A 22,187-nucleotide genomic window follows, 5' to 3' on the forward strand; every position below is an offset into this window, starting at 1 on the left:
GCGAGTAGAAGAGACATGGCGCTCATCGCTCTCGCCGCGGACAAGGGGTCCCCCGGCGTCACCACCGCCGCCGTCGCGCTCGCCGCCGTCTGGCCGCGCCGCGTGCTCGTCGCGGAGACCGACCCCGCGGGCGGCGACCTGGTCTACCGCAGTGCCGCCGCGCACGGCGGCCCGCTCAACCCCAACACCGGCATGCTGAGCATCGCCGCGACCGCTCGCCGCGGGCTCGTGCCCGACCAACTCTGGGACCACACCCAGCCGTTGTCGGGCGGGCTCGAAGTGCTCGTCGGGCTCGGCATCGCCGAGCAGGCCGCCGGGCTCGCGGGCCTGTGGCCCACCCTGGGCCGCGCGTTCTCGCAGCTCGCCGACTCCCCGCACGCACCCGCAGACGTCATCGCGGACTGCGGACGGATCAGCGGTGACACCCCGGCCGTCGAGCTCTTCCCGCAGGCGGCGCTCGTGCTGCTCGTCTCGCGCACCGAGCCCGAGGCCATCGCGCGCGTCCGGGACCGGGCCGCCGCCCTCGCCACCAAGCTGCATGGCGGTCCTCGCGGCGCCGCGACGCTCGCGCAGCCGCTCATCGGCGTGCTGTTGATCGCCGACCCCGCGTCGTCCGCCAAGCTCGTCCACCAGGTCAACGACATGCTGGTGGCCGCGCAGACCGGCGCCCGCGTCGTCGGCACCCTCGCCGACGACCCGGCGGGCGCCGAGCAGCTGGCCGGGCGCAGGCGCGGCAGGCTCGACAAGTCGCTGCTCATCCGGTCCGCCCGCAAGGTGACCGTCGACCTGTACCAGCAGTACGGCGCGGCCTGGGCCAACCCGACCGCCGGGGCGGGCCGATGAGCGCACCCGTCGATCATCAGCTGGTCAAGCGGTTCCGGCAGGACGCCGGTGACCGCATCGCCGAGCAGCGGCGCCTCGACCAGGTCTCCGGCGTCACCCCGATGTCCGGCGAGGACGAGCGGCACTACGCCCGCGCCGTCATCGCGCAGATCCTCGAGGAGCACGCGCGCACGGAGATCAACGCCGGGCGCACCCCGCTCGACGCGGAGACCGAGGAGCAGTACGCGGCCGCCGTGCACGCCGCGCTCTTCGGCGTCGGCAGACTCCAGCCGCTGCTCGACAACCCAGAGGTCGAGAACATCGACATCAACGGCTACGACCAGGTGTTCGTCGGCTACGCCGACGGCAGCGAGGTCAAGGCCGACCCGGTCGCCGAGACCGACGAGGAGCTCGTCGAGCTCATCCAGATCCTCGGTGCCTACTCCGGTCTCTCCTCCCGCCCGTTCGACTCGGCCAACCCGCAGCTCGACCTGCGCCTGCCCGACGGCTCGCGTCTGTCGGCCGTCATGGACGTCACGCGGCGCCCCGCCCTGTCCATCCGACGTGCCCGCATGGGCAAGGTCTTCATGTCGGACCTGGTGGGGAACGGGACGCTGACGCCGGAGGTCGGGCACTTCCTCGCCTGCGCCGTACGGGCCCGCAAGAACATCATGATCGCGGGCGCGACGAACGCCGGAAAGACGACGCTCCTGCGCGCCCTCGCCAACGAGATCCCGCCGCACGAGCGCCTGGTGACCGTCGAGCGCGCCCTGGAGCTGGGTCTGGACACCTTCGCCGATCTGCACCCCAACGTGGTGGCGTTCGAGGAGCGGCTGCCCAACTCCGAGGGGCAGGGCGAGATCTCGATGGCGGAGCTGGTGCGCCGTTCGCTGCGCATGAACCCCTCCCGCGTCATCGTCGGTGAGGTGCTCGGCGACGAGATCGTGACGATGCTGAACGCGATGTCGCAGGGCAACGACGGCTCGCTCTCCACGATCCACGCCAACAGCTCCAGCGAGGTCTTCAACCGCATCTCGACGTATGCGTTGCAGGCGTCCGAGCGGCTGCCCATCGAGGCCAGCCAGATGCTCGTCGCGGGAGCCGTGAACTTCGTCGTGTTCATCCAGCGGCGCAACAACTACCAGAGCGGCGGCAAGCTCCAGCGCATGGTGACGTCGGTGCGTGAGGTCAACGGCGTCGACGGGCGGGTGCTCTCCAGCGAGGTCTTCGCCGAGGCTCCCGACGGCCGCGTCGTCGCGCACGCGCCGATCGCCTGCATGGACGACCTCGCGGCCTTCGGCTACCGGCCCGCCGGGCAATGGGGGTGAGCACGACATGAACTCACTCGGCTCGATGGGCGGAGTCTTCTCGCTGCCCGTCCTGTACGCGCTGGGCTGCGGCGTCGCCGCGGGCGGCGGTCTCGCGCTCCTCGCGATCGCGGTGCGCGGCCTGCCGGTCAAGCCCGCGCACGAGAAGCAGAAGGCGAGCCAGCGCGCAGGCGAACTGATCAGCTTCATCGGCCGGCGCGGCTCGGCGGCGATCGGCGTCGGACTCGTCGTCCTGCTGCTGACCCGCTGGGCCGTCGCGGGGATCGCGGCGGGCATCCTCGTCTTCTTCTGGGACAAGCTCTTCGGCGGCGCCGCCGAGGAACGCGCGCAGATGCGCCGCGTCGAGGCGCTCGCCGCCTGGACCGAGTCCCTGCGCGACACCATCGCGGGCGCGGTCGGCCTCGAACAGGCCATCCCGGCCTCCGCGCGCGCCGCGGCCCCCGTCCTGCGCCCGCACCTGGACGCGCTCGTGGACCGCCTTCGCGCGCGTACGCCGCTGCCCGAGGCGCTCCAGGTGCTCGCCGACGAGATCGACGACGCGTCCGCGGACATCATCGTCGCGGCCCTGATCCTCAACGCGAAGCTGCGCGGCCCCGGCCTGCGGCACGTGCTCGGCGCGCTCGCCAAGTCGGCCCGCGAGGAGGTCGACATGCGCCAGCGCGTCATGGCGCAGCGCGCCTCGACACGGCGTTCGGTGCAGATCGTGGTGGCGGTCTCGGTCGCCTTCGTGCTCGGCCTCTCCATCTTCAACAGGGACTTCGTCGAGCCGTACGGCACGGCGGTGGGACAGGCCGTACTCGCCCTGGTCTGCGCCCTGTTCGCACTCGGCTTCTGGTGGCTGCGCAAGCTGTCGACGGTGGAGACGCCGGACCGCTTCCTGGTCAAGGACGAGCCGGGCGTGCAGTTCGTGCGCCCGCGCGGCCCCGACCAGGCGGCGGCCCCCGCCCAGCAGGGTCTTCCCGGCTACTCGAACCCTGAGGGGGTACGTCGATGAGCCTGACCATGCCGATAGTGATCGGTGCCGTCCTCGGTCTCGGCGTCTTCGCCCTCGTGCGCGCCCTGATGCCGTCCAAGCGCAGCGCGGTCGCGACGGTCGCCCGCATCGACGCGATGCGGGCGCGCGGCGCGGCCTACGAGTCGCACCGGGCCACCTCGGACACCGAGGCGCCCGGCCGGATCGGGAGCATGCGGGCCCGGGTCGGCATGCGGGTCGCCGACTTCTACCTCCAGCAGGGCTGGGAGCAGCGCTCGCTCCGCGCGGACCTCGCGGTCCTCGACCGCAGCTGGGAGAAGTTCCTCGCGACCAAGGTGCTGCTCGCCGCGGCCGGTGTGTTCTTCGGACCCTTCCTCTTCGCGGTGATCTGGACGCTCGGCTTCGGCCGCAGCCCGATCATCCCGGTGTGGCTCGCGCTGATGTTCGGCGTGCTCTTCTTCTTCCTGCCCGACCTGGAAGTACGCAGGGACGCGGCAGACAAGCGGCGCGATCTGCGCCGCGTCATCGGCGCCTATCTGGACCTGGTGTCGATGAGCCTCGCGGGCGGCCGTGGCCTCCCCGAGGCGCTCATGGCGGCGGCGGAGGTCTCCGACGGATGGGCGACGCAACGCATTCGAAACGCTCTGGCGGACGCCCGGATCACGGGTGTCAGCCAGTGGCAGGCCCTCGGCTCGCTCGGTGAGGAACTGGGCGTCGAAGAGCTCAAGGACCTGTCGGCGTCCCTGGCGCTGGTGGCGGACGACGGCGCGAAGGTGCGCGAGTCGCTGGCCTCCCGCGCCGAGACGATGCGGCACCGCGAACTCGCCGAGATCGAGGGCAGTGCGGGCGAGAAGTCCCAGTCGATGCTGGTCGCACAGCTGATGCTGTGTGCGGGATTCCTGGTCTTCCTCATCTACCCGGCGGCGATGCGCGTGTTCCAGGTCTAGCGGCAGCGATCCAACGACGACGGCGGTGCCGGACGACAACGGGGCCCGGCACCCATCCCCCCACCACTCCTGAGAGGACAACTCACCATGAACGGACGGAACTTCAGCACCGGTAACGCGGGCCTGGACTTCATGATCACTTTCCTGCAGGGCCGGGTGCAGCGCGCCCGCTCCGGCGAGCTGGACCGCGGGGCCTCCGCGGTCGAGTGGGTCATTATCTCGGCCGTCGTGGTCGCGATCGTGGGCGTGGTCGCCGCGGTGATCAACGCGGCGCTCGACAAGGGCGCGCACAAGGTCAGCGACTGCATCGAGGGCGCGGACGCGGGCAGCACCTGCTGACGCGCGGCTGCTTGGGTCACTGACGGCATCGTGAAGGGGGACGGGGTTCGGGTGCGAAGGCTGCGTGGATTCGTACGCCGCAGGGTGGAGGCCGCCTCCACCCGCGGCGAATCCGGCATGACCGCGGTCGAGTTCGTGCTGCTCACCCCGGTCCTGTTCTTCATGATCTTCGCGACGGTGCAGTTCGCGCTGTACTTCTTCGCGGACCACGTCGCCCAGGCCGCGGCCCAGGCGGGCGCGCGCAAGGCCCGCGCCACGGCGGACGAGAACGCCGGGGGCTGGCGGGGCGAGGCGCGTGACGTGGCCGACGCCTACATCCGCCAGCTCGGCCCGAAGCTGGTGCTCAACCCCGCCGTGAAGACCATCGAGCAGGGACAGGGCACGGTCGGGGTGGAGATCACGGCGAAGGTGCCCTCGGTCTTCCCCGGCTTCCACATGACGGTGCACGCGCAGTCGGCGGGGCCTGTGGAGCGGTTCGTGGAGGAGGGCGAGTGACGCGGCAGGCACCGCGCGACGGTTCGGCCGCCGCCGGGATCCGCGACGACCGGGGACTCGCCGGCGACGACCGGGGACTCTCCAGCATCGAGGTCGTGTTCCTGGCCCCGGTGATGATCCTCTTCATCCTGGTCCTGGTGGCCTTCGGTCAACTCGTCGACGGCCGGGGGGCCATCGACGGCGCGGCGCGGGACGCCGCGCGCGCGGGCTCGATCCAGAAGGAGCACGGTACGGCGATGGCCGAGGCGAAGAGGGCCGCGCAGGCCGATCTCGCGGACGTCTGCTCGGGGCCGGTCAGCGTCACCCAGAAGAGCGCGGGTTTCGACCCCGACGTCGACCCCTTCTTCACGGTCGAGGTCAGCTGCCGGGTGAAGGGCCTCGCCATGCTCGGCCTCGACGTCGCCACCACGCTGAAGGCGGAGTTCAGCTCCCCGCTCGACCCCTACCGGAGGTCGGCGTGACGCCTCCCCCCGCCCTCTCTCCATCCGTACGGTCCTGGCTCGACGCCCGCCGCACGCGCCTGGACGACCGCGGCTCGGGCGCGGGCGCGGTCATCATCTTCGCCATCGTCTTCCTCACGCTCTCCGCGTTCGTCATCGACGGCGGCCTCTCCATCTCCAAACGGGAACGCGCCGCGGACATCGCCGAACAGGCCGCGCGCTACGCGGCCCAGGACCTCGACACCGAGGGCATCTACGAGGGCGCCAAGGGCGCGCCCATCAACTACGAGAACTGCGGCGCCCGCGTCCGCGCCTTCGTCGAGGAGGCGGGCCTCATCGGCGCGGACGTGGGCAACACGTACTGCGTGACGGCCAACGCACAGCAGGTCGAGGTCGAGGTCCAGATGACCTACAGCCCGGTGTTCACGGGGATGTTCTACGGGGGCGATGTGACGGTCAAGGGGCGGGCTGTGGCGGAGAACGAGGTGGGGTAGGTCGGGTTGCCGGGGCGGCGGGTTGCCGGGTCGGCTCATCACACGTACTGATGACGTATCTCCGCCTATGCCAAGGGCAGTTGCACCCGGCCGCAGCTGACTTCGAGGGCTCGCGGACTTCAGGAACCCGGAAGCCGGGTCCTGCGCGTCTTGCCTGGTCCGCGGCGCCGTGGCATCGATTCACGCGGAGCACGAGCGGGTGGCGTTCGGCCTGGAACGGCCTCACTCCGGCCAGTACGGACCGCGTCCTCCGCGGCGAGGATTGACGGAACCATCGTGGTTGCACCGGGGCCCGCTGGATAGCGTGCGGTTCGCGTGAGCGAACCCCTACCCAACCGGTCCCTCCAGGAGCCCTCGTGAACTGCCCTGCCCGGCTCGTATCGGCAGCAGTACTCACCATGTCCACAGCCCTGTTACTGACTGCCTGCGGAGGCTCGGCGGACAGCAAGGACAGCGACAAGATCGCTGGTGTTGACGCCGACAGCGAGAAGGCGGCACCACCGTCCCCGTCGGCGGGCGGATTTGATCGGCCGCATATCAAGCTGCCCAAGTCGTTCCAAGTGAGCTTCGAGGGCTGGACCAACAGTGACCCCGAATTGCAGGCCATCCTAGATGACGGCAAGGAAGAACTACGGGCCGAGTACGCGGCCATCATCGAGGCCGATCCGAACTCCGATGCGGTCGAGTTCTACAACTCGGCTGCGTCCCTGAAGGCAGCGCGTAAGTGGATCCAGGGCTTCGTGGACAACGACCACACGCTCATCGGTAAAGGGCGGGCCTTCGATCCGCAGGTGCACATCAGCAACGAGGGCTTCGGAGTTCTCTTCTATTGCGTCGATGAGAGTAAGGGATACACCAAGGATCGGAAGACCGGGAAGGAAACGGGAACCCCTAAGGGCACCAGCCCACGGCTTCAGTACCGGACGCGTCTCGACAAGACGAAGCGAGGCGTGTGGAAGACGACGACCGCGCAAACGGAACGGGGCGCCTGCTGATGCGGAGGGGGCCCCGCCGCCTGCTGTTGGGTCTACTGACCGCCCCGGCCGTTCTGCTGGCCGTCATGCCGACCACGGCTCACGCGTGGGGCGAAGACGAGGACAGGCAGCAGAGCGAACCACAGCCTGGCCCGAGGGGCGATGCATCGGGCAGGGATCTGTTGGCATCGGTCTCCCAGTCGAAGATCAGACTCACCTACCCGCGAGGCCGGACGACGAAGGCGTCGGTGGGTGAACTTGCGCCCGTGGACCCCAACTGGCAGCCCCCGGCATGCTGGTACGAGCCGGTCTTCTCCCCGAAGCAGCTGAAGGCCGCCGTCGCGACCGGCGAGGGCGGGCTCGTCAATGCCCATGTGTGGTGGAGCAACGGCCTCTGGGTGGACCACTACGAGAAGGGGAAGTCGGACACCGACTTCGACCCGAACTTCCCCGGTGGCACCACCGCCGACGGCTACAAGAACTACAACATCGGCAAGAAGGGCATGTTCTGGCGCAGTACGGTCCGCGAGGGCATGTACCAGGACTCCAAGGCGTGGGACTGCGGTCGTGTCATGTTCTGGCAGGACGCCGGCACCATCCCCAAGGACAAGAACGCCCCGACTCCTGAGATCCTCGCCGCCTTCGCGTACGGCAAGATCAAGGTCCCGGACACGGAGATCGAGCTGAAGCCGCAGGACCTGTCGACGGTGAACCTGCCCACCTGGGTGTGGCTGGACAAGGGGACGTTCACAAACGTGCAGGTCCGCGCCGATCTGCCGGGCACAGGACTGTGGGCGGTCACCAGGGCCATGCCGGTGGCACTCCACCTGGAGCCCGGTACGGAGGACGCGCAGACGTATCCCGCCTCCGGAGACTGTGAGATCAATGCGGACGGCAGCATCGGGACGCCGTACACCAAGGGGGCCTCGGAGGGGGAGCCGTCCTGCGGCGTCAACTACCTGAGGTCCACGAGCGGTGAGCCGTACCAGCTGAAGGCATCCATCAACTGGGACATCTCCTGGAAGGGCACGGGAGGCGCACATGGCGATCTCCCGGACGGCACCTTCGAGACCAGCCAGGACGTGAGTGTCCAGGAAGTCCAGGCCGTCAACCGCTGACCGGCTGGGCGGAGAGACATCGAGAGGCGGTAGAGCCGCAGGTGAGTGATCTCTACATCGACGGCGACATGCTGGACCGGGTGCGTCGCAATCTGCGCAGCGTCGAGGATCTCCTTGGAAAGCCGATTCGTGCCATGGCTGATATCGATGCGAAGTCCATGGGAGCCGCAGAACTCGAGCGTCGAATGGAGGAGTTCGGCGGCGAGTGGGCATATGGGATCAGCCAGATGAAGAAGTTCGCCAAGGGAGCGGCGAAGACGCTGGACAGGATCGAGAAGGCCTTCGACAAGCTCGACGTGGATCTCGCCACCGAACTGTCGAAGGCGGCGAAACCGAAATGAGTGCTCCTTCCGGCGAGACCTTCCCCGCCCTCGGGTTCGTCCCGTGCCCTGGGGACCACGACGCGGTCGACAGAGTGGCCGACGCGATTCGTGAGACAGCTAGCGCGCTCGGAGAGGTCAAGCGTGTCCTCAAGGGCGCCGATGACGGCGAATGGCGTGGGAAGGCCGCTATCGCCTTCCGCGAACTGCTCGATGAGGACTTCCGCCCGAGGATCGACGACGCCTTCGACTCCTTCGACGGTGCCAAGGACGTGGCCCGGGGCTGGGCCGACTACATGCGTGACAAGCAGAAGGCGGCGCGTGCCCTGGAGAGGGAAGCCGCGGAGGTCCAGCGTGCCGTAGACAAGGCCAAGGACGAGACATCTGATGCGACCGATCCGCTCGAAGAGGTGCGCAAGCGGGCGCGGACCCTCCACAGCACTTACGAGGAGGAAGGGAAATCCGCTGCCGGGCGCCTGAAGAAGGCCATCGGCATCGCTCCGAACGAACCCGGTTTCTGGGAGAACCTCGGAGGCACGATCGGCGACTGGCTTGACGGTTTCGGTGACTTCCTGGCCACATTGCACGACTTGACCATCGAGTATCTGGGCAGACTCGCGCCGCTGCTGGACCTGATCGGGGACATCGCCGGTCTGCTCAGTGCCCTCACCGGGCTGATGGCCTTTGTGCCGGGTCTCCAGTTCCTTGCGGCAGCTTCCCTCTTTCTGTCGGGAACGGCGCTCGCCGCGCACTATCTCTCGGCAGTCGGTACCACGGGCAGCTTCGGCAAGGCCGCGCTGACCAAGGACGTCATCATGGACGCTGCCGGATTCGGTCTGGCCAAGGTGGGCAGCAAGATCGGCGACGACGTGCTGGCCACCGTCCGGTCGTCGGGGGCGCCGACACGTGTGGCGCGCCAGTTCATCGGCCCTGACAAGGAAGTGCCGCACGGATTCTTCCACTTGGCCATGGAAGGGTCCGTAGGTGCCGGTACCCGTGGCTATGCCATGAGCCAGAGCGAAATGTCTTCACGCACTGCGGGATTCTTCATGACCTGGACAGGCAACGTCATGACTGCCGAAGGTGGCGGCGACACCCTGGAGACAGTGGGCAAGATCGCCGCATGGGACTTCGGCCCGACCACGCAGCAGCCGAAGGTGATCGGGTGAGCGGCCGCGCGGCGACGCCGCCCGCCATCGAACCCGGGTCCGTCAAGCTGGCTGTGCCGTCGGACTGGTTCGATCTCATGGCCGACGGGGACGACAGGGAAGCAACCCGAGGGCGCTGTGCCGAACTCATTCGCCTCAGCTATCCGGACACCCCGGCCGAGCGCCGGGAGGAGTTCATCGACGTCCTGATGTTCCGCTACGACCACCTCTTCGCCAACGGCGTGTTGATGAACGGAGTGGTCACAGCCGCTTTGCCCAGCACAGACGGAAAGGTGCTCTGGCAGGTTTACGCGGGCGTCGTAGCCGTCCCGCCGGGACCGCCCGAACTCGACCTCGGGGCGCTCCTGTCCCGCGTGTTCGACGAGGCGTTCCTGGACGGCATGGCCTACGTAGAGCGCTTCACCACGGACATGGGAATCGGCATCGGGTTCATGGCGCAGTCTCCGGTGGAGGTACCGGTGAGTCGGGAGGCCGGTGTGCCACCCCATCCGGCGGGGCTGGCGGGTGTGCTGAGCTGTCCTTCGGCCGGAGGCAAGGGGCTCCTGGTGATGGGAACGTGCCTCGATCCCGGTCAGGTCAGGGACCTGGCAGGCCTGGTGGCCGTCATGGCCGGACACTCGGTCTTCGTCACTGTGGACAGCGGCTGACGTGACCAACAGGGCGACAGAGGAGCGCAGATGACCGACACCACCGGCGACCGTCCCACGGCGAGACGCTCGCCCCTACGCGCCGCACCACTTCCCGACCCGCCCGGCGCGGCCGAGTCCTGGCCCGATCGCTCCGAACTTCTCCGCTCCCAGGAGCAGGCCCTCGACACGCTGGTCCGTGAGGACCTATCGCGGGCACGGGCGGGGGCCTTTCTCCTGTGCGCGCTGGCGGTCTCCTGCACGGTCATGTTCGTACCGGCAGGGATGGCCAACACCCTCACCTCCGACACGAGGGACGGTGTGGACGTGGCCGCGTCCGTGGTCCTGTCCGCTTTCCTGCTCGTGGTCGTCACCGTGCCGGCGCTGCTGGTCCTGCGTAAGTTGCACACCAGGACGACTCGGCGTTGGCACCTGTTGCGCGAGTGGGCCGCGGTGCACCGAGGGCGCGACTCGCTGTTCCCCACGGCCTACGGCGCACAGGCACCTCACGCACGGTTCTTCAACGCGGGGGTGGCTCTCCTCCTGGTCGTCACTCTCGCGGGAATCCTCATCGCATCCGCGACCGACCCACAGGCGGCCGCGGCGTTGCCCGGCACGGTGGTGGCGGGACTGTTCGCCTGGGCTCCGATCAAGAAGTACGCCGCACGCTACGGCTGGGCCGCACGCGAGCGGGTCGTCCGAGCCCGCGCGCGCATGCGCCACCGGCACCGTGACCAACTGGCGGGAACGGCGCCGATTTCGCGATCCGGCATCCACCCGGCGGCCCCGCTCTACCTCGCCACGCTCGCGCCGACGGTCGTCATCGGAATCATCTTCGTGGTCGACCGTCCGAGGAACGCCGCCGCACTGACCGTTCTCGGACTCCTGGCGGTGTCCTTCCTGGCGCTCGGAGCGCCGTTGGTTCAGCTCAGGCGGCGCCGCGAGCGCGCGCTGCTCGCCGAAGCAGCGAACGCTCTTCTGCCGTCGTTCGCCGCTGGGACCGTTGTCCACCCCGTGCGCTACGGCCTCAACGAACAGCCGGAGCACCCCCGGCACAACATCGCTGCCGCACCCTCCGACTGGGACGACGGACCGTCGCGCACCGGCGCTCTGGCCGTCCAGTCCGGGACCCTGCAGCTGCGCGGCACGGACGGCAGTGCCCTTGAGGTGCCACTCGCCGACCTCACGGGCGTCGTCTTCCTGCCGTCCACCGTCGCCTGGCTCCACCCCAGCGTCGATCTGCTCCTGAGCTCAGGAGCGGGCATCGAACTCAGATCGCCTCAGGCCAAAGACATCACGGCTGCCCTCGCGGGCTCAGGGGTGCCGGTGGCTACGTCCTGACAGCGAGATCTCCGCTAGCGGTTGATGGACTGGACCTCCTGGACGTTCATCTCCTGGGTGGTCTCGAAGGTGCCATTCGGCAGCGGGTGTACGCCGTCGTCGTCCGAGCCCTCCCAACTGATCTCCCAGGTGACCGACGCCTTGAGCTGGAACGGCTCACCATCCGTCGCCCGCAGGTACTTGATGCCGCACGGGGGCTCCTCCTTGGAGCTGCCCTTCTTGTAGGGCGTCCCGATGCTGCCGTCGTCGTTGATCGCGCACTCGCCTGACGCGGGGAACGTCTCCGCGTCGTCCGTGCCGGGCTCCAGGTGGAGGCTCTTGGGCTTGGCGGTGGTTTCGGCCCACAGGCCCGTCTTGGGCAGCGCGGCGCGGACCTTCACGTCTTTGAAGGTGCCCTTGTCGAGCCAGACCCAAGTGGGCAGATTGACCGTTGACTTGTTCTGGGGCTTCAACTCGATCTCGGTCTCGGGGATCTCGACCTTGTCGTAGGCGTACTCGGCGAGGGTCTTCGGGGTAGGCGTGTTGGGGACGTTCGGGATGTCCCCGGCGTCCTGCCAGAACATGACCTTGTCGCACGCGGAGGAGCGCGGGTCAGAGTCGTCGGGGGCCACGCTGCGCCAGAAGTAGCCCTTCTTGCCGATGTTGTAGTTGTCGTAGCCCTCGGCTGTGGTGTTCTCCTCGTCGAGGTTGGGCTCCTGCTTGCCCTTGGCGTAGTGGTTCTCCCACAGGCTCCGGCCGTACCAGCCCTGGTGGATGCCGACCATGCCCGCGCCGTCCGTCTTCTCCACGAAGGCCTTGAGCTGCTCGGGCGTGAAGAGCGGTTCGTACCAGCAGGCCGGGGGCTTCCAGTTGGGGTCGATTGGCGCGAGGTTGCCCTTCTTGCCCTTGCCCTTGCCGCCAGTTTCGTAGGTGATCTGGATCTGCGAATGCGCGGTGGAGGCCAGTGTGCGTTCGTCGACTTCGCCGACCGTTCCCCCTCCGCCCACCGCGCGAGCCGGAGTGGACGCGAACGTGATCGCGGCGAGTGAAGTGGCGGCCAGGGCCGCCCAAGTGCGCCGTGACGTCATCGTGAGCAACCGCCCCTCTTCGAGTGGGTGGAAACGGTCTGCCAGACACCGTCGGCGCTCTTGTACAGCGTGACGGTGTAGAACACCTCCGGGGCAGTGCCTGCGGGGTTCCCTTCGGTCTTGCCCGACTTGCGGTCCTTCGAGAAGGCCTTGCTCTCGTCCGTGCAGTAGCTCAGCGAGGCCTTCATCTTCTTGTCGCCCAGGAGAGTCACCTTGGGGGCGAAGACCGGCAGCTTGCCGATGACCGTGAGGTCCTTGCTGGTGTATGTCTCGACCCACCGTTGGTCCTGTGAAAGGCCCGCCTTGGTGTCGTAGAAGGCGAGAGGCTTGGCGCCGGGGTCATTCTCGATGATCGCGGAGTATCCCGCCCGCAGATGCTCCTTGCCGTCGTTGAGGATGGCCTGTTCGTCGGGGTCGCTGCTGGTCCAGTTGTCGAAGGACAGGTCGAAGTTCTTCGGGAGCTTGATTTCCGGGCGGTCGGCGCCGGTCGGCGCCGACGCTGACGCGGACGCCGACGGCTTGTCCGAACTCCCGCCCGCTCCCTCGATCTTGTCGCTGGAGTCGCCGCTCCCACCACCACAGGCGGTCAGGAGCAGCATCGTTCCGATGACGAGAGCGGCAGCGGTGGGCAAGGTGCGACGGGCCACGATCACGGTCCCCCAGAGTTTCGGCATACACGCGGGCGTGTGCAGGTGTGCAGGAGAGAACGAAGCTATCAAGTGGGCTCGGGTGGCAGCAGAGCGCTGAGAGAAGCATTCCGTGGCGTTGCCCGGTGGCGGAAGTGAACAGCGGGAAGTGCTACGCCGACGCAGCGATTCCGTGCCGCAACTGTGATGTGTGAGGCTGGGCAGAGCCGAGTGGCTGCCACGTGGGCAGGGCGCGGAGGGTGAGCGGAATGTGAGGGCGGGGGGCTTTCGTCCCTACTTCGCGGAGTCCTTGCTTTGCCTGCCCTTCCCGTCTTTTCCGCCGCCCCCGCCCTTTCCGTCCTTCTTCACCTTCACTGCCTCGCGGACCTTCTTGGCCAGCTCGTCATCCAGCTTCTTGAATTCGCGTACGACGGCGTCGGACATGTCTGCGAGGGCGTCGATCTGCTGCGTGATGTCCTCGCGGCCGTCCTCCCAGTTGGACTCGAAATCGCCGAGCGCGTCATTGACGCTGCTGTCGCCGATGTCGTCCTTGTAGGAGTCGAACAGCTTCTGCGTGTGGTTGAGGCGGGTCTTGAGGGAGCGCAGCCGGCTGCCGTAGCCCTCGAGGTCGGTGAGAGGGAGCGAGAGATCACTCTTGCCTTTGCCCATGTGTCCTCTTCCTCGGCGGTTGGGGCGGACGACGGAGACGTCCTGTGTCAGACGAAGCGGAAGGTGCTGGTCACGGCGTCGAAGATGTCGTGGAACGCCTCTGCCAGGTCGAGTACCGGGCTGGCTCCCGCGACGAGGACGACCTGGTCCTTCGTCCCCGGTACAGGGATGTAGGTCTGGGTCAGCGCCATGCGCAGGGTGCGGCTGTCGCCCGGCGCGACAGGGACGTCCTCGACGCCGACGGTCCGTGCGGCGAGGCCTGCTTCGGGGAGCTCGACGGTCGTGACCGTGCGCCAGGAGTCGCCCTCACGCCGCGGCGTGAGGGTGCGCAGGCTCTCGGCGATGGCACGCGGGTCGGTGGAGAGCGTCGCGCCCTGCTTGTCCTTGGCGCCGATCACGGACACGGTCACGGTCGCGGTCAGCGGGACGGCCTCGAGATTCTCGGCCATGCAGCCCAGATAGACCGCGCCGGAGTCGTGGGCCTCCTTGGCCATCTTGCGGAGCATGCTGGTCAAGTCGGCTCGGTAGGGCGCGAGTTCCGGTGTGCCGCGCACCCGGTCGGCCACGAGGGCGCGGATGGTGGCCTCTCTGCCCTCCGGGCGGATGTCGAATTCCCACCACGAGTCGGGGACGGACAGAGCCATGCCATCGGCTCGGGTCCCGGCCGAGGTCATGCGTCCTCCTCGAAGCTGACCGGCGTGTAACTCTCCGCGTGCCGCGCGAGAAAAGCGGAGGCTTCGGCGGGGATGTGCAGCGGGGCTCTGACCGAGTATTCGAGGAGACGCTTCGGCGGGTAGTAGTCGATGAATTCGTACTCGATGTCCATCATGTCGTTCAGGGAAGGGTAACGGTCGGCCACCCCCATGAAGGCGAGCAGTTCGGTAAAGGTGTACTCGTCGACCTTGCCGTGCGGATCCGCGGGCAAGCGGTAGGGGAAGGCGCCGGCGGGCGAGCGAGGGACGACACCACGCGAGATGTCCGCGAGATCGTCGAGGCGCAGCCGAACCCAGGCCCCAGTCCTGCTGACCACCATCCAATGGTCGGCGATACCGCTCTGGAAAACGCTGCATTCGGCGCCGGAGAAGATCTCCGTCATGCCGAGACCCATCCTGGTGTGGGGCGGCGGGGTCCCGTTCAAACTCTCGACTTCCTCGTGCCCTGCCTGCAGCATCCTTGTGAATTCGGCAAGGAAATCAGGTGTCTTTTCGGAATCCGCCAGGCAGGAAAAGTGCAAGTAGCCGTCGAGGAAGGCGGGAGCGGCAGCCCAGGGGTCCCGGATCAGACGATATCCGGCAACTCCGTCGCACTGGCCAGGGACGGGCGGGGCGGGGCGCCCGCAGATCTGGCATTCATTCAAGTCTGGCATGTTGGCTCGCCTATCGATTTTCCTTGCGGGGGCAGAGGTGGCGGATCAATCAATCATAGGCCCGGTACGGGCACGATTCCGCCGCGTTCGCCGATCGGGCCGTTCGGCGGATAGGTCCCCTGGGGCAGATCGAGTACGCCGTTGTTGTCGAAGAACCGAACGTTTCCATCACGGCTGATCACCGCCTCCATGTGTGGCGTCCTCTTGTTGTCCAGGTCGCGGTTCATGCTGTTCCTGATGTTCCGGGCTGCTTCCATGTCGTCGGGTGGGCCGGGTATGCGGTCTTCGGGATGGGTGTGCACCGTGAACTTGTAGCCTTCGTCTCTCAGTTCCTTGGGAATGATCGTGGTCACTTCGTCCCCTTGGAACAGGCGCATTTCTCCTGCCGGGTTCTGCGCCACCGCGTGCTCGACGCCGTGGAACTTCTGGAGATCCGCCATGTGCGTGATGCTTACTTCGTTCGGTGAGATGCGTACCGGCCCCCTGGTGAGGTCTCGTGCGAGTTGACGGGCCTTCGGGGAAAGGGCGCGGTACGGGATGGTGCCGCCGAACAGACGGCTGGATCCCTTGAAGGGGCGGTAGATGCCACGCAGGCCCTCTCCCGACCTGAACCGCTTGAGCAGCCCGCCGCCGATTCCCTTCATCGCCCCTGCGCCGAGCCCTCTGAGGCCGCCCGCCTTCCAGAGTTTCCCCAGCTTGGCCATGCTGGTGAAGCCCTTTGTCGCGGGTATGCAGTCCAGGGCGGCCCAGACGAGGTCTCCCCAGCCCGCTTCGCCGTTGAGGACCCTCCTTAAGGTGTCGCCGAGGACGACGAGCGCCGCGGCGAAGACGAGCCAGCCGAGGGGACCACCGACGATCATCACGATGATGCCGACGACGGTGACGACCCATTTGCAGATGGTGACGATCTCGTCCCAGTGGTCGGAGACCCAGTCGCCGATCTCTTCCCACCAGTGGCGATTGGGGATGCCCGCGTCGGACGCCTCATGGAGCTTCTTGACCGTGCGGCCGGCAGCGTCCTCGCGCAGGCCCTTGGCCTGGGCTGCGAGCTTCTTGGCGGCGTCGAGTGCGTTCTGGGCGCTTTCGGCGTCGTGTTGGGCTGCTGCCTGGCCGGACTTGGCGTGCTGGGCGTCACGGGTGGCGCGGCGGACGTCGGCCTCGTCGGGCTTGGGGACGTCCTTGCCTTTGTTCTTTGCCGGGTCGTAGGAGTCGGCCTTGGCAGACGCCGCTCTGACCCAGTCGTCCGCGCCGGCGAGGGCCGACCGGGCCGTGGTGAGTTCGTCGTGGGCCTTGCGGCCGTCGCGGAGCGCCTTGTCCGCCTTCTCCTGGGCATCCTCGAGGTCGGGCCAGAAAGAGGAGAGCGCATCTCCGGCGAGGGCGTAGGACTTCTTGAGTTTCTTGAGCTTCTTCGGAGCGTCTTCGAACTCCTCGGCGAACGAGTCCGCTGTTTTGCCCGCCCAGGAGAGGATTTCGTCCTCAGTCGCAATACCTTTGATGTCGCGCAAGGCATCGGCCACGTCGTCTGCGAAGTCGTGCAGGACACCGGCCAGTTTGCGGATGCGGTGCGGATCGCCGGGAGTCGGATCCTTGTCCAGGTCGAGTATGTGCCAGTCCGTAGGCCTGTGTGCCATGCTGCCCGCTGCCCCCTCGTAACGCCCGCAACGACTACCTCGGCATACGCGGAAAACTGTATCGCGTGGGGTGGGGAGAGCCCGGTGGTAGGCAAGTGGTGAGGTTGCGCGGGGGAATTGTGCCGGAACTGTGACGCGGGGCTTTCCGGGGGCGTCGCTGGGCGAGTTCCCTCGGGGCGAGCGGGTTCTGGAAGTGGCGGAGAAAGTCGGCGCAAAGGTACGCCTGGTGAGGAATCGGGCAGGCGCTTGCGGCGTCTCCCTGTCCGGTGTCAGTGGGCTTCCGTAACATCAACGCGGTAGTACCTCAGGAGGCTCAGGCCTTCGGTCACGGCTCGTACCCATCACGACTTCAGGAAACCCGCCATGGCGCGCAGCACTTCACGTTCGACGGGCGGCGGCCCGTCGAATCCGCAGTCTCCGCGGAACAGGACGCCACAGCCCCTGCCGGGGCGCCGTCGTTCCTTCGGGGACTTCGTCAAGGCGTTCTTCGCCTTCGTCGCGTTGACCGTGCTTCTCGTCGGCGTGCCCGGAGCGCTCGCGTACTTCGTGGGGTGGCCGCTGCCGGGGGGCGCGCCCTCGCTCGACTGGTTGCAGCAGGAGATCACCGCCAGCACGTTCATCAACGTGCTGACCGTCGTCGTCTGGCTCGCCTGGGCGCAGTTCACCGCCTGTGTGCTCGTGGAGATAAAGGCCGCCTTCTCCGGCGTCGGCATTCCCGGCCGGGTGCCGGGCGCGGGCGGCAGTCAGCTGCTCGCGCGCCAACTGGTCGCCGCCCTGCTCCTCGTGGGTGCCACGGCCGCCAGCTTCGCGCCGGGGCTCTCGCAGTTCGGGCAGTCCCTGGAGGGGAACCAGAAGCCCGCGTCCGCCGCGTCCGCCCACCAGACGCCCGGGCTCTTCGGGCAGGAGCAACAGCAGGCCGCGAGCGCCGCCGACGCCCTCGCCGCGCAGGCCGACCAGGCCGCCGCGCACGCCGACGGTGGCAGCGGTGCCAAGGCGGGGGACACGAAGTACTACCGGATCCAGCCCCCTGAGGGGCGCCACCACGACTCCCTGTGGGAGGTCGCGGAGCGGCACCTGGGCGACGGGCGCCGGTACAAGGAGATCTACCAGCTCAACAAGGACCGTGAGCAGCCCGACGGTTCGCGTCTCTCCGAGGCGAGCCTCATCAGGCCCGGCTGGATCATGGAGATGCCCGCGGACGCGCACGGCGGCGAGATCGTCGAGATGCCCGACGAGGCGCCCGAGGTCTCCAAGGACGTCCAGGAGCAGATCTCCGACTACTCCAAGTCCGGGGACAGCGGCCACCAGCAGGGCGGCGGCGAGCAGGGCGCGGAGCAGGGCGGCAGTGGGCAGCAGGGGGGCGGCGGGTCCGTCGATCGGGATACCGCGCACATCTCCCTGCCCGAGCAGCGGCCCGCGGGCGATGGGCAGGGACAGGGACAGGGACAGGGGCAGGGCGAGGGGGCGCGGCAGCAGGTGCCCGCTGCTACCGGCGCCTCCGACGACGACTCCTCCTCCTTCGGACTTCCCGAGGCCCTCCTCGGCGCGCCCCTCCTCGCCGCGGGTCTGCTCCTCGCGCTCGGCAGGCGCAGGCGGCACGCCCTGTGGCAGTCCGCCATGGGTGCCGCGGGCGGGCGTCGCGGCATGCAGCCGCCGACGCCGACCGGTGACGCCGCCGACGTGCAGGACGCGCTGCTCGTGGGCGCCGACCCCGAGGGCGTACGCCTGCTCGACCTGTCGCTGCGCGGCCTCGCCGCCGCGCTCGCCGAGGAGAACCGTCCCCTGCCGACCGTCTACGCCGCGTGGCTGAGCAACGGCGATCTGCACCTGCAGCTCGCGCAGCCCGCCGGACGGCCGCCCGCTCCTTGGCAGTTGGGGCAGGACCAGACGTTCTGGATGCTGGCCCGCGCCGACGCCGAGCAGTACGAGGACGTCGACACCGCTGCGCCCTACCCGGGGCTCGTCAGCCTCGGTACCCGTGACGACTCGCGGCTCCTGCTCAACCTGGAGTCCGTGCCCGGCATCGTCTCGCTGAGCGGCAGCGAGGCCGACCGCGCCGCCGTCTTCGCCTCGGTCGCCGCCGAGCTGGCCACCAACGGCTGGTCGGACCGGATGACCATCACCGTCGTCGGCTTCGGCCAGGACCTCACCCCGCTCGCGCCCAACCGTCTCCGTCACCTGGAAGACGTGGAAGCGCTCATCGAGACCATGGAGGCCGAGACCCGGCAGCGCCGCGGCGCGCTCGGCGCCGCGGGACACGACTCGGTGCTCACCGGGCGTACGGGCCCGGCCCAGCACACCCGTTGGGCCCCGCACCTCGTGCTGCTCGCCGCCGAGCCGAGCGCGGACGACGCGATCAAGCTCGCCGAGCTCGCCGCCGACGCGGGCAGGCTCGGCATCGGCTACCTGGTCGGCACCGAGTCCGGCGACCTGCCCGGTGCCGCCTGGGAGATGGAGATCACCCGCGCGGGCAAGCTGCTCGCCCCGCTGCTCGGGCTCGAACTGGAGGCGCAGGCGCTGCCGGAGGCCCAGCAGCGCGCCGTCGTACGCCTGTTCAGCGAGGCCGACCCGGAGAGCGCGGGCAGCCCCGCGGGCCCCGACGGCGGCGCGCCCGCCGCGGCCCCGCCGTTCCTCGTCGACGTCACCGAGCAGGGGCGGCCCGCGGTCTACGCCCGCCTCGTCGGTACGTACGAGATCATCGGCCTGGAGACGCCGGACGGCGAGCGCAGCCCGTTGATGCACGAAGCCCTGGCGCTTCTGCTGCTGCACCGCGAAGGCGTGCACCCGCGCGTGCTCGCCTCCGCGCTGTGGCCGCGCGGCGTCACCGACGACGTGCGGGACGCGCTCGTGGACCGGCTGCGTGAGTGGCTCGGCACCGAGCCCGACGGATCGCCCCGCCTGCGGGCCGATCAGACCGGCAGGCTCACGCTCGCCAAGTCCGTCGTCTCCGACCTGGACGTGCTGCGCTCGCTCTACCACGAGGGCACGCAGGGGCGCGGTGCCAACAACCGTGCCGTGCGCGGGCGGATGCTCACCGACGCGCTCGTCCTGGTGCGCGGGCCGCTGCTCGCCGACCGGCCGCAGGGGCGGTACGCCTGGCTCACGCACGAGATCATCGACGCGCAGCTGCCGCTGCTCGTCGCCGACATCGGTCTCGCGCTCTCCGAGTTCCACCTGGAGAAGGGGCGCGCGGAGAAGGCGATCGAGGCGCTCAACGCCGCGCTCGGCTCCGCGCCGGGCGATGAGCGGCTCTGGAACGAGCTGCTCCGTGCCACGCACGCCTTGGCGGACCCGGCCCGCTTGCGGCAGGTCGCGGCCGACCTGGTCGCCCGGAGCGGGGCGCGGGGGCTGCCGCCTCGGACGGAGGCGTTGCTGGACGAGCTGCTGCCGACGTGGCGCACTGGTCTGACGGCAGTCAGCTGACGGGAGACGGAATCCCTTGGAGCTGATCCTCGCCCTCGGCGGCGCCCTCTGGGGCACCCTCGTCGGGATGTTCGTGCCGCGCGCCGCCTACCGGCTCTCCGTGCCGCCGGAGGAGGCGTGGCGGGCCGAGACGCCGACCGGGCAGCCGCTCGCCTCGTGGGTGGGGCTCGCCCGGTGCCCGAAGGGCGACTGGTACGGCCCCCGCACCGCTGTCGTCGCCCCCGCCACCGCCCTCGTCTGCGCCGCGCTCGCCCTGACCACGGGCGCGCGGCCCGAGCTCGGCGTCTGGCTGCTGCTCGCGCCCCTCGGCGTGCTGCTCACCATCGTCGACTTCACGGTGCACCGGCTCCCCGACGTCCTGACGCTGCCGTTCGCGGGCGCCGCGCCCCTGCTGCTCGGGGGCGCCGCGCTGCTGCCCGAGCACGGGGGGTCGTGGACGGGCGCGCTGTACGGGGCGCTCGCGCTCTCGGGCGCGTACTTCGTGCTCTTCCTCATCAACCCCAACGGCATGGGCTTCGGCGACGTGAAGCTCGCGCTCTGTCTGGGCGCGGTGCTCGGCTGGTACGGCTGGGGCGTGCTGCTGCTCGGCACCTTCGCCGGGTTCCTGCTGGCCGCGCTGTACGGCGGGGCGCTGGTCGTCGCCCGCCGCGCCTCACGCAAGACGGCGATCCCCTTCGGGCCCTTCCTGCTCGGCGGCGCGTTCGTGGGCCTGCTCATCGGGTCGTACGCGGCCTGAGCCCACGTCGGGCGGCGGATCGTGCTGGCGTACGCTGGCTTGGTCCGTCCACAACCCTTACGAAAGGGACGCCCCGGTGACCGAGAAGGCCGACCTCCAGTCCGTCCTCGACCGTGCCGCCGCAGGTGGGCGGATCACCCCGGAAGAGGCGCTGGTCCTCTACCGTGACGCCCCGCTGCACGCGCTCGGTGCCGCCGCCGACGCCGTGCGTCGCCGCCGCTACGCCGGTACGGAGCACATCGCGACGTACATCATCGAGCGGAACATCAACTACACGAACGTCTGCGTGACGGCGTGCAAGTTCTGCGCCTTCTACGCCGCTCCGAAGGACACCAAGAAGGGCTGGAGCCGCGACCTCGACGACATCCTGCGCCGCTGCGCGGAGACCGTCGAGCTGGGCGGCACCCAGGTCATGTTCCAGGGCGGCCACCACCCGGACTACGGCGTGGAGTACTACGAGAAGCACTTCGCCGCGATCAAGAAGGACTTCCCGCAGCTGGTCATCCACTCCCTCGGCGCGTCCGAGGTCGAGCACATGGCCCGGATCTCCAAGGTGTCGGTGGAGGAGGCGATCCAGCGGATCCACGCCGCGGGCCTCGACTCCTTCGCGGGCGCGGGCGCCGAGCTGCTCCCGGAGCGGCCGCGCAAGGCCATCGCCCCGCTCAAGGAGTCCGGCGAGCGCTGGCTGGAGATCATGGAGATCTCGCACAACCTGGGCGTGGAGTCCACCTCCACCATGCTGATGGGTACCGGCGAGACCAACGCCGAGCGCATCGAGCACCTGCGCATGATCCGCGACGTGCAGGACCGGACGGGCGGCTTCCGGGCCTTCATCCCGTACACGTACCAGCCCGAGAACAACCACCTCAAGGGCCGCACGCAGGCGACGATCTTCGAGTACATCCGCATGATCGCGATCGCCCGGATCTTCCTCGACAACGTGGCGCACATCCAGGGCTCCTGGCTGACCACCGGCAAGGAGGCGGGCCAGCTCACGCTGCACTACGGAGCGGACGACCTCGGCTCGGTGATGCTGGAGGAGAACGTGGTCTCCTCGGCCGGTGCCAAGCACCGCAACAACCTGCGCGACATGATCGACATGATCCGCACGGCGGACCGCGTCCCGGCCCAGCGCGCCACGACGTACGAGCACCTCGTCGTGCACGACGACCCGGCGAACGACCCCGTCGACGACCGCGTCGCCTCGCACATCTCCTCCACGGCGATCGAGGGCGGCACGGCCCACCCGGAGCTGAAGCTCCTCGCCACCAACTGAGGCCCCG

The 22,187-nt window shown here is 69.0% G+C and carries 23 protein-coding genes; 17 read left to right on the forward strand and 6 right to left on the reverse strand.

Annotated elements, in window-relative coordinates; all coding sequences use genetic code 11:
* The first annotated feature begins 15 nt into the window (after positions 1-15).
* The 14 genes from KY5_RS23750 to KY5_RS23815 all read left to right on the forward strand — a co-directional run bounded on the left by KY5_RS23750 (position 16) and on the right by KY5_RS23815 (position 11,386).
* Positions 16-843 (forward strand): hypothetical protein, encoded by an 828-nt coding sequence (locus KY5_RS23750; protein ID WP_098244151.1) that lies wholly within the window; start codon positions 16-18, stop codon positions 841-843.
* Entirely contained in the window at positions 840-2,150 is a 1,311-nt protein-coding gene (locus KY5_RS23755; RefSeq protein ID WP_098244152.1) for a CpaF family protein, read from the forward strand. The genes KY5_RS23750 and KY5_RS23755 overlap by 4 nt, the downstream gene beginning before the upstream one ends.
* 7 nt (positions 2,151-2,157) lie before the next feature.
* Positions 2,158-3,144, forward strand: a complete 987-nt coding sequence (locus KY5_RS23760; RefSeq protein WP_098244153.1) for a type II secretion system F family protein — start codon at positions 2,158-2,160, stop codon at positions 3,142-3,144.
* The gene (locus KY5_RS23765) at positions 3,141-4,070 is read left to right on the forward strand and encodes a type II secretion system F family protein (RefSeq protein WP_199843200.1); all 930 of its coding nucleotides are present in this window, start codon (positions 3,141-3,143) and stop codon (positions 4,068-4,070) included. The genes KY5_RS23760 and KY5_RS23765 overlap by 4 nt, the downstream gene beginning before the upstream one ends.
* Before the next feature lie 87 nt (positions 4,071-4,157).
* Positions 4,158-4,409 (forward strand): hypothetical protein, encoded by a 252-nt coding sequence (locus tag KY5_RS23770; RefSeq protein ID WP_055547562.1) that lies wholly within the window; start codon positions 4,158-4,160, stop codon positions 4,407-4,409.
* 117 nt (positions 4,410-4,526) lie between these two features.
* Positions 4,527-4,904, forward strand: a complete 378-nt coding sequence (locus KY5_RS23775) for a TadE family protein (RefSeq protein ID WP_098247438.1) — start codon at positions 4,527-4,529, stop codon at positions 4,902-4,904.
* Between the two features lie 38 nt (positions 4,905-4,942).
* Positions 4,943-5,365: a TadE/TadG family type IV pilus assembly protein gene (locus KY5_RS23780; RefSeq protein WP_098247439.1), complete on the forward strand. Its 423-nt coding sequence runs from the start codon at positions 4,943-4,945 to the stop codon at positions 5,363-5,365.
* Entirely contained in the window at positions 5,362-5,838 is a 477-nt protein-coding gene (locus KY5_RS23785) for a TadE/TadG family type IV pilus assembly protein (protein WP_098244154.1), read from the forward strand. The genes KY5_RS23780 and KY5_RS23785 overlap by 4 nt, the downstream gene beginning before the upstream one ends.
* A gap of 398 nt (positions 5,839-6,236) precedes the next feature.
* Complete coding sequence (locus KY5_RS23790; protein ID WP_234362833.1) at positions 6,237-6,833, forward strand: hypothetical protein; 597 nt, start codon at positions 6,237-6,239, stop codon at positions 6,831-6,833.
* A gap of 245 nt (positions 6,834-7,078) precedes the next feature.
* Positions 7,079-7,930, forward strand: coding sequence for a hypothetical protein (locus KY5_RS23795; RefSeq protein WP_324963972.1), 852 nt, complete (start codon positions 7,079-7,081; stop codon positions 7,928-7,930).
* A 41-nt stretch (positions 7,931-7,971) separates the two neighbouring features.
* Positions 7,972-8,271 carry a hypothetical protein gene (locus tag KY5_RS23800; RefSeq protein ID WP_098244157.1) on the forward strand — a complete coding sequence of 100 codons (300 nt, stop codon included), beginning with the start codon at positions 7,972-7,974 and terminating at the stop codon, positions 8,269-8,271.
* Positions 8,272-8,345: 74 nt separating this feature from the next.
* A complete protein-coding gene (locus KY5_RS23805; protein WP_234362835.1) occupies positions 8,346-9,419 on the forward strand; it encodes a hypothetical protein in 1,074 nt (357 codons plus the stop codon).
* Positions 9,416-10,066, forward strand: coding sequence for a hypothetical protein (locus tag KY5_RS23810; RefSeq protein ID WP_234362836.1), 651 nt, complete (start codon positions 9,416-9,418; stop codon positions 10,064-10,066). The genes KY5_RS23805 and KY5_RS23810 overlap by 4 nt, the downstream gene beginning before the upstream one ends.
* A 30-nt stretch (positions 10,067-10,096) precedes the next feature.
* The gene (locus tag KY5_RS23815; RefSeq protein ID WP_098244159.1) at positions 10,097-11,386 is read left to right on the forward strand and encodes a hypothetical protein; all 1,290 of its coding nucleotides are present in this window, start codon (positions 10,097-10,099) and stop codon (positions 11,384-11,386) included.
* 14 nt (positions 11,387-11,400) lie between these two features.
* Here KY5_RS23815 and KY5_RS23820 read toward each other — a convergent pair whose 3' ends face one another.
* The 6 genes from KY5_RS23820 to KY5_RS23845 form a co-directional block, all read right to left on the reverse strand.
* Complete coding sequence (locus tag KY5_RS23820; RefSeq protein WP_234362837.1) at positions 11,401-12,453, reverse strand: hypothetical protein; 1,053 nt, start codon at positions 12,451-12,453, stop codon at positions 11,401-11,403.
* On the reverse strand, positions 12,450-13,100 hold the full coding sequence (locus KY5_RS23825; RefSeq protein WP_098247442.1) for a hypothetical protein: 651 nt from the start codon (positions 13,098-13,100) through the stop codon (positions 12,450-12,452). The genes KY5_RS23820 and KY5_RS23825 overlap by 4 nt, the downstream gene beginning before the upstream one ends.
* Positions 13,101-13,373: 273 nt before the next feature.
* The gene (locus KY5_RS23830; protein ID WP_098244160.1) at positions 13,374-13,748 is read right to left on the reverse strand and encodes a hypothetical protein; all 375 of its coding nucleotides are present in this window, start codon (positions 13,746-13,748) and stop codon (positions 13,374-13,376) included.
* 47 nt (positions 13,749-13,795) lie between these two features.
* Positions 13,796-14,422 (reverse strand): hypothetical protein, encoded by a 627-nt coding sequence (locus KY5_RS23835; protein WP_199843202.1) that lies wholly within the window; start codon positions 14,420-14,422, stop codon positions 13,796-13,798.
* Positions 14,419-14,844 carry a hypothetical protein gene (locus KY5_RS42635; RefSeq protein ID WP_234362838.1) on the reverse strand — a complete coding sequence of 142 codons (426 nt, stop codon included), beginning with the start codon at positions 14,842-14,844 and terminating at the stop codon, positions 14,419-14,421. The genes KY5_RS23835 and KY5_RS42635 overlap by 4 nt, the downstream gene beginning before the upstream one ends.
* Before the next feature lie 323 nt (positions 14,845-15,167).
* Entirely contained in the window at positions 15,168-16,745 is a 1,578-nt protein-coding gene (locus KY5_RS23845) for a putative T7SS-secreted protein (RefSeq protein WP_098244162.1), read from the reverse strand.
* A gap of 363 nt (positions 16,746-17,108) precedes the next feature.
* Between KY5_RS23845 and KY5_RS23850 the strand changes: the two genes are divergently transcribed.
* The 3 genes from KY5_RS23850 (at position 17,109) to mqnC (ending at position 22,180) form a co-directional block, all read left to right on the forward strand.
* Positions 17,109-20,168 (forward strand): bacterial transcriptional activator domain-containing protein, encoded by a 3,060-nt coding sequence (locus KY5_RS23850; protein WP_098244163.1) that lies wholly within the window; start codon positions 17,109-17,111, stop codon positions 20,166-20,168.
* 67 nt (positions 20,169-20,235) lie between these two features.
* Positions 20,236-20,904 (forward strand): prepilin peptidase, encoded by a 669-nt coding sequence (locus KY5_RS23855; protein WP_098247444.1) that lies wholly within the window; start codon positions 20,236-20,238, stop codon positions 20,902-20,904.
* Positions 20,905-20,980: 76 nt separating this feature from the next.
* On the forward strand, positions 20,981-22,180 hold the full coding sequence (gene mqnC, locus KY5_RS23860) for a cyclic dehypoxanthinyl futalosine synthase (protein WP_098244164.1): 1,200 nt from the start codon (positions 20,981-20,983) through the stop codon (positions 22,178-22,180).
* The last annotated feature ends 7 nt before the right edge of the window (positions 22,181-22,187 follow it).

Origin of the sequence: Streptomyces formicae, from assembly GCF_002556545.1 — a bacterium.
GTDB lineage: Bacteria > Actinomycetota > Actinomycetes > Streptomycetales > Streptomycetaceae > Streptomyces > Streptomyces formicae_A.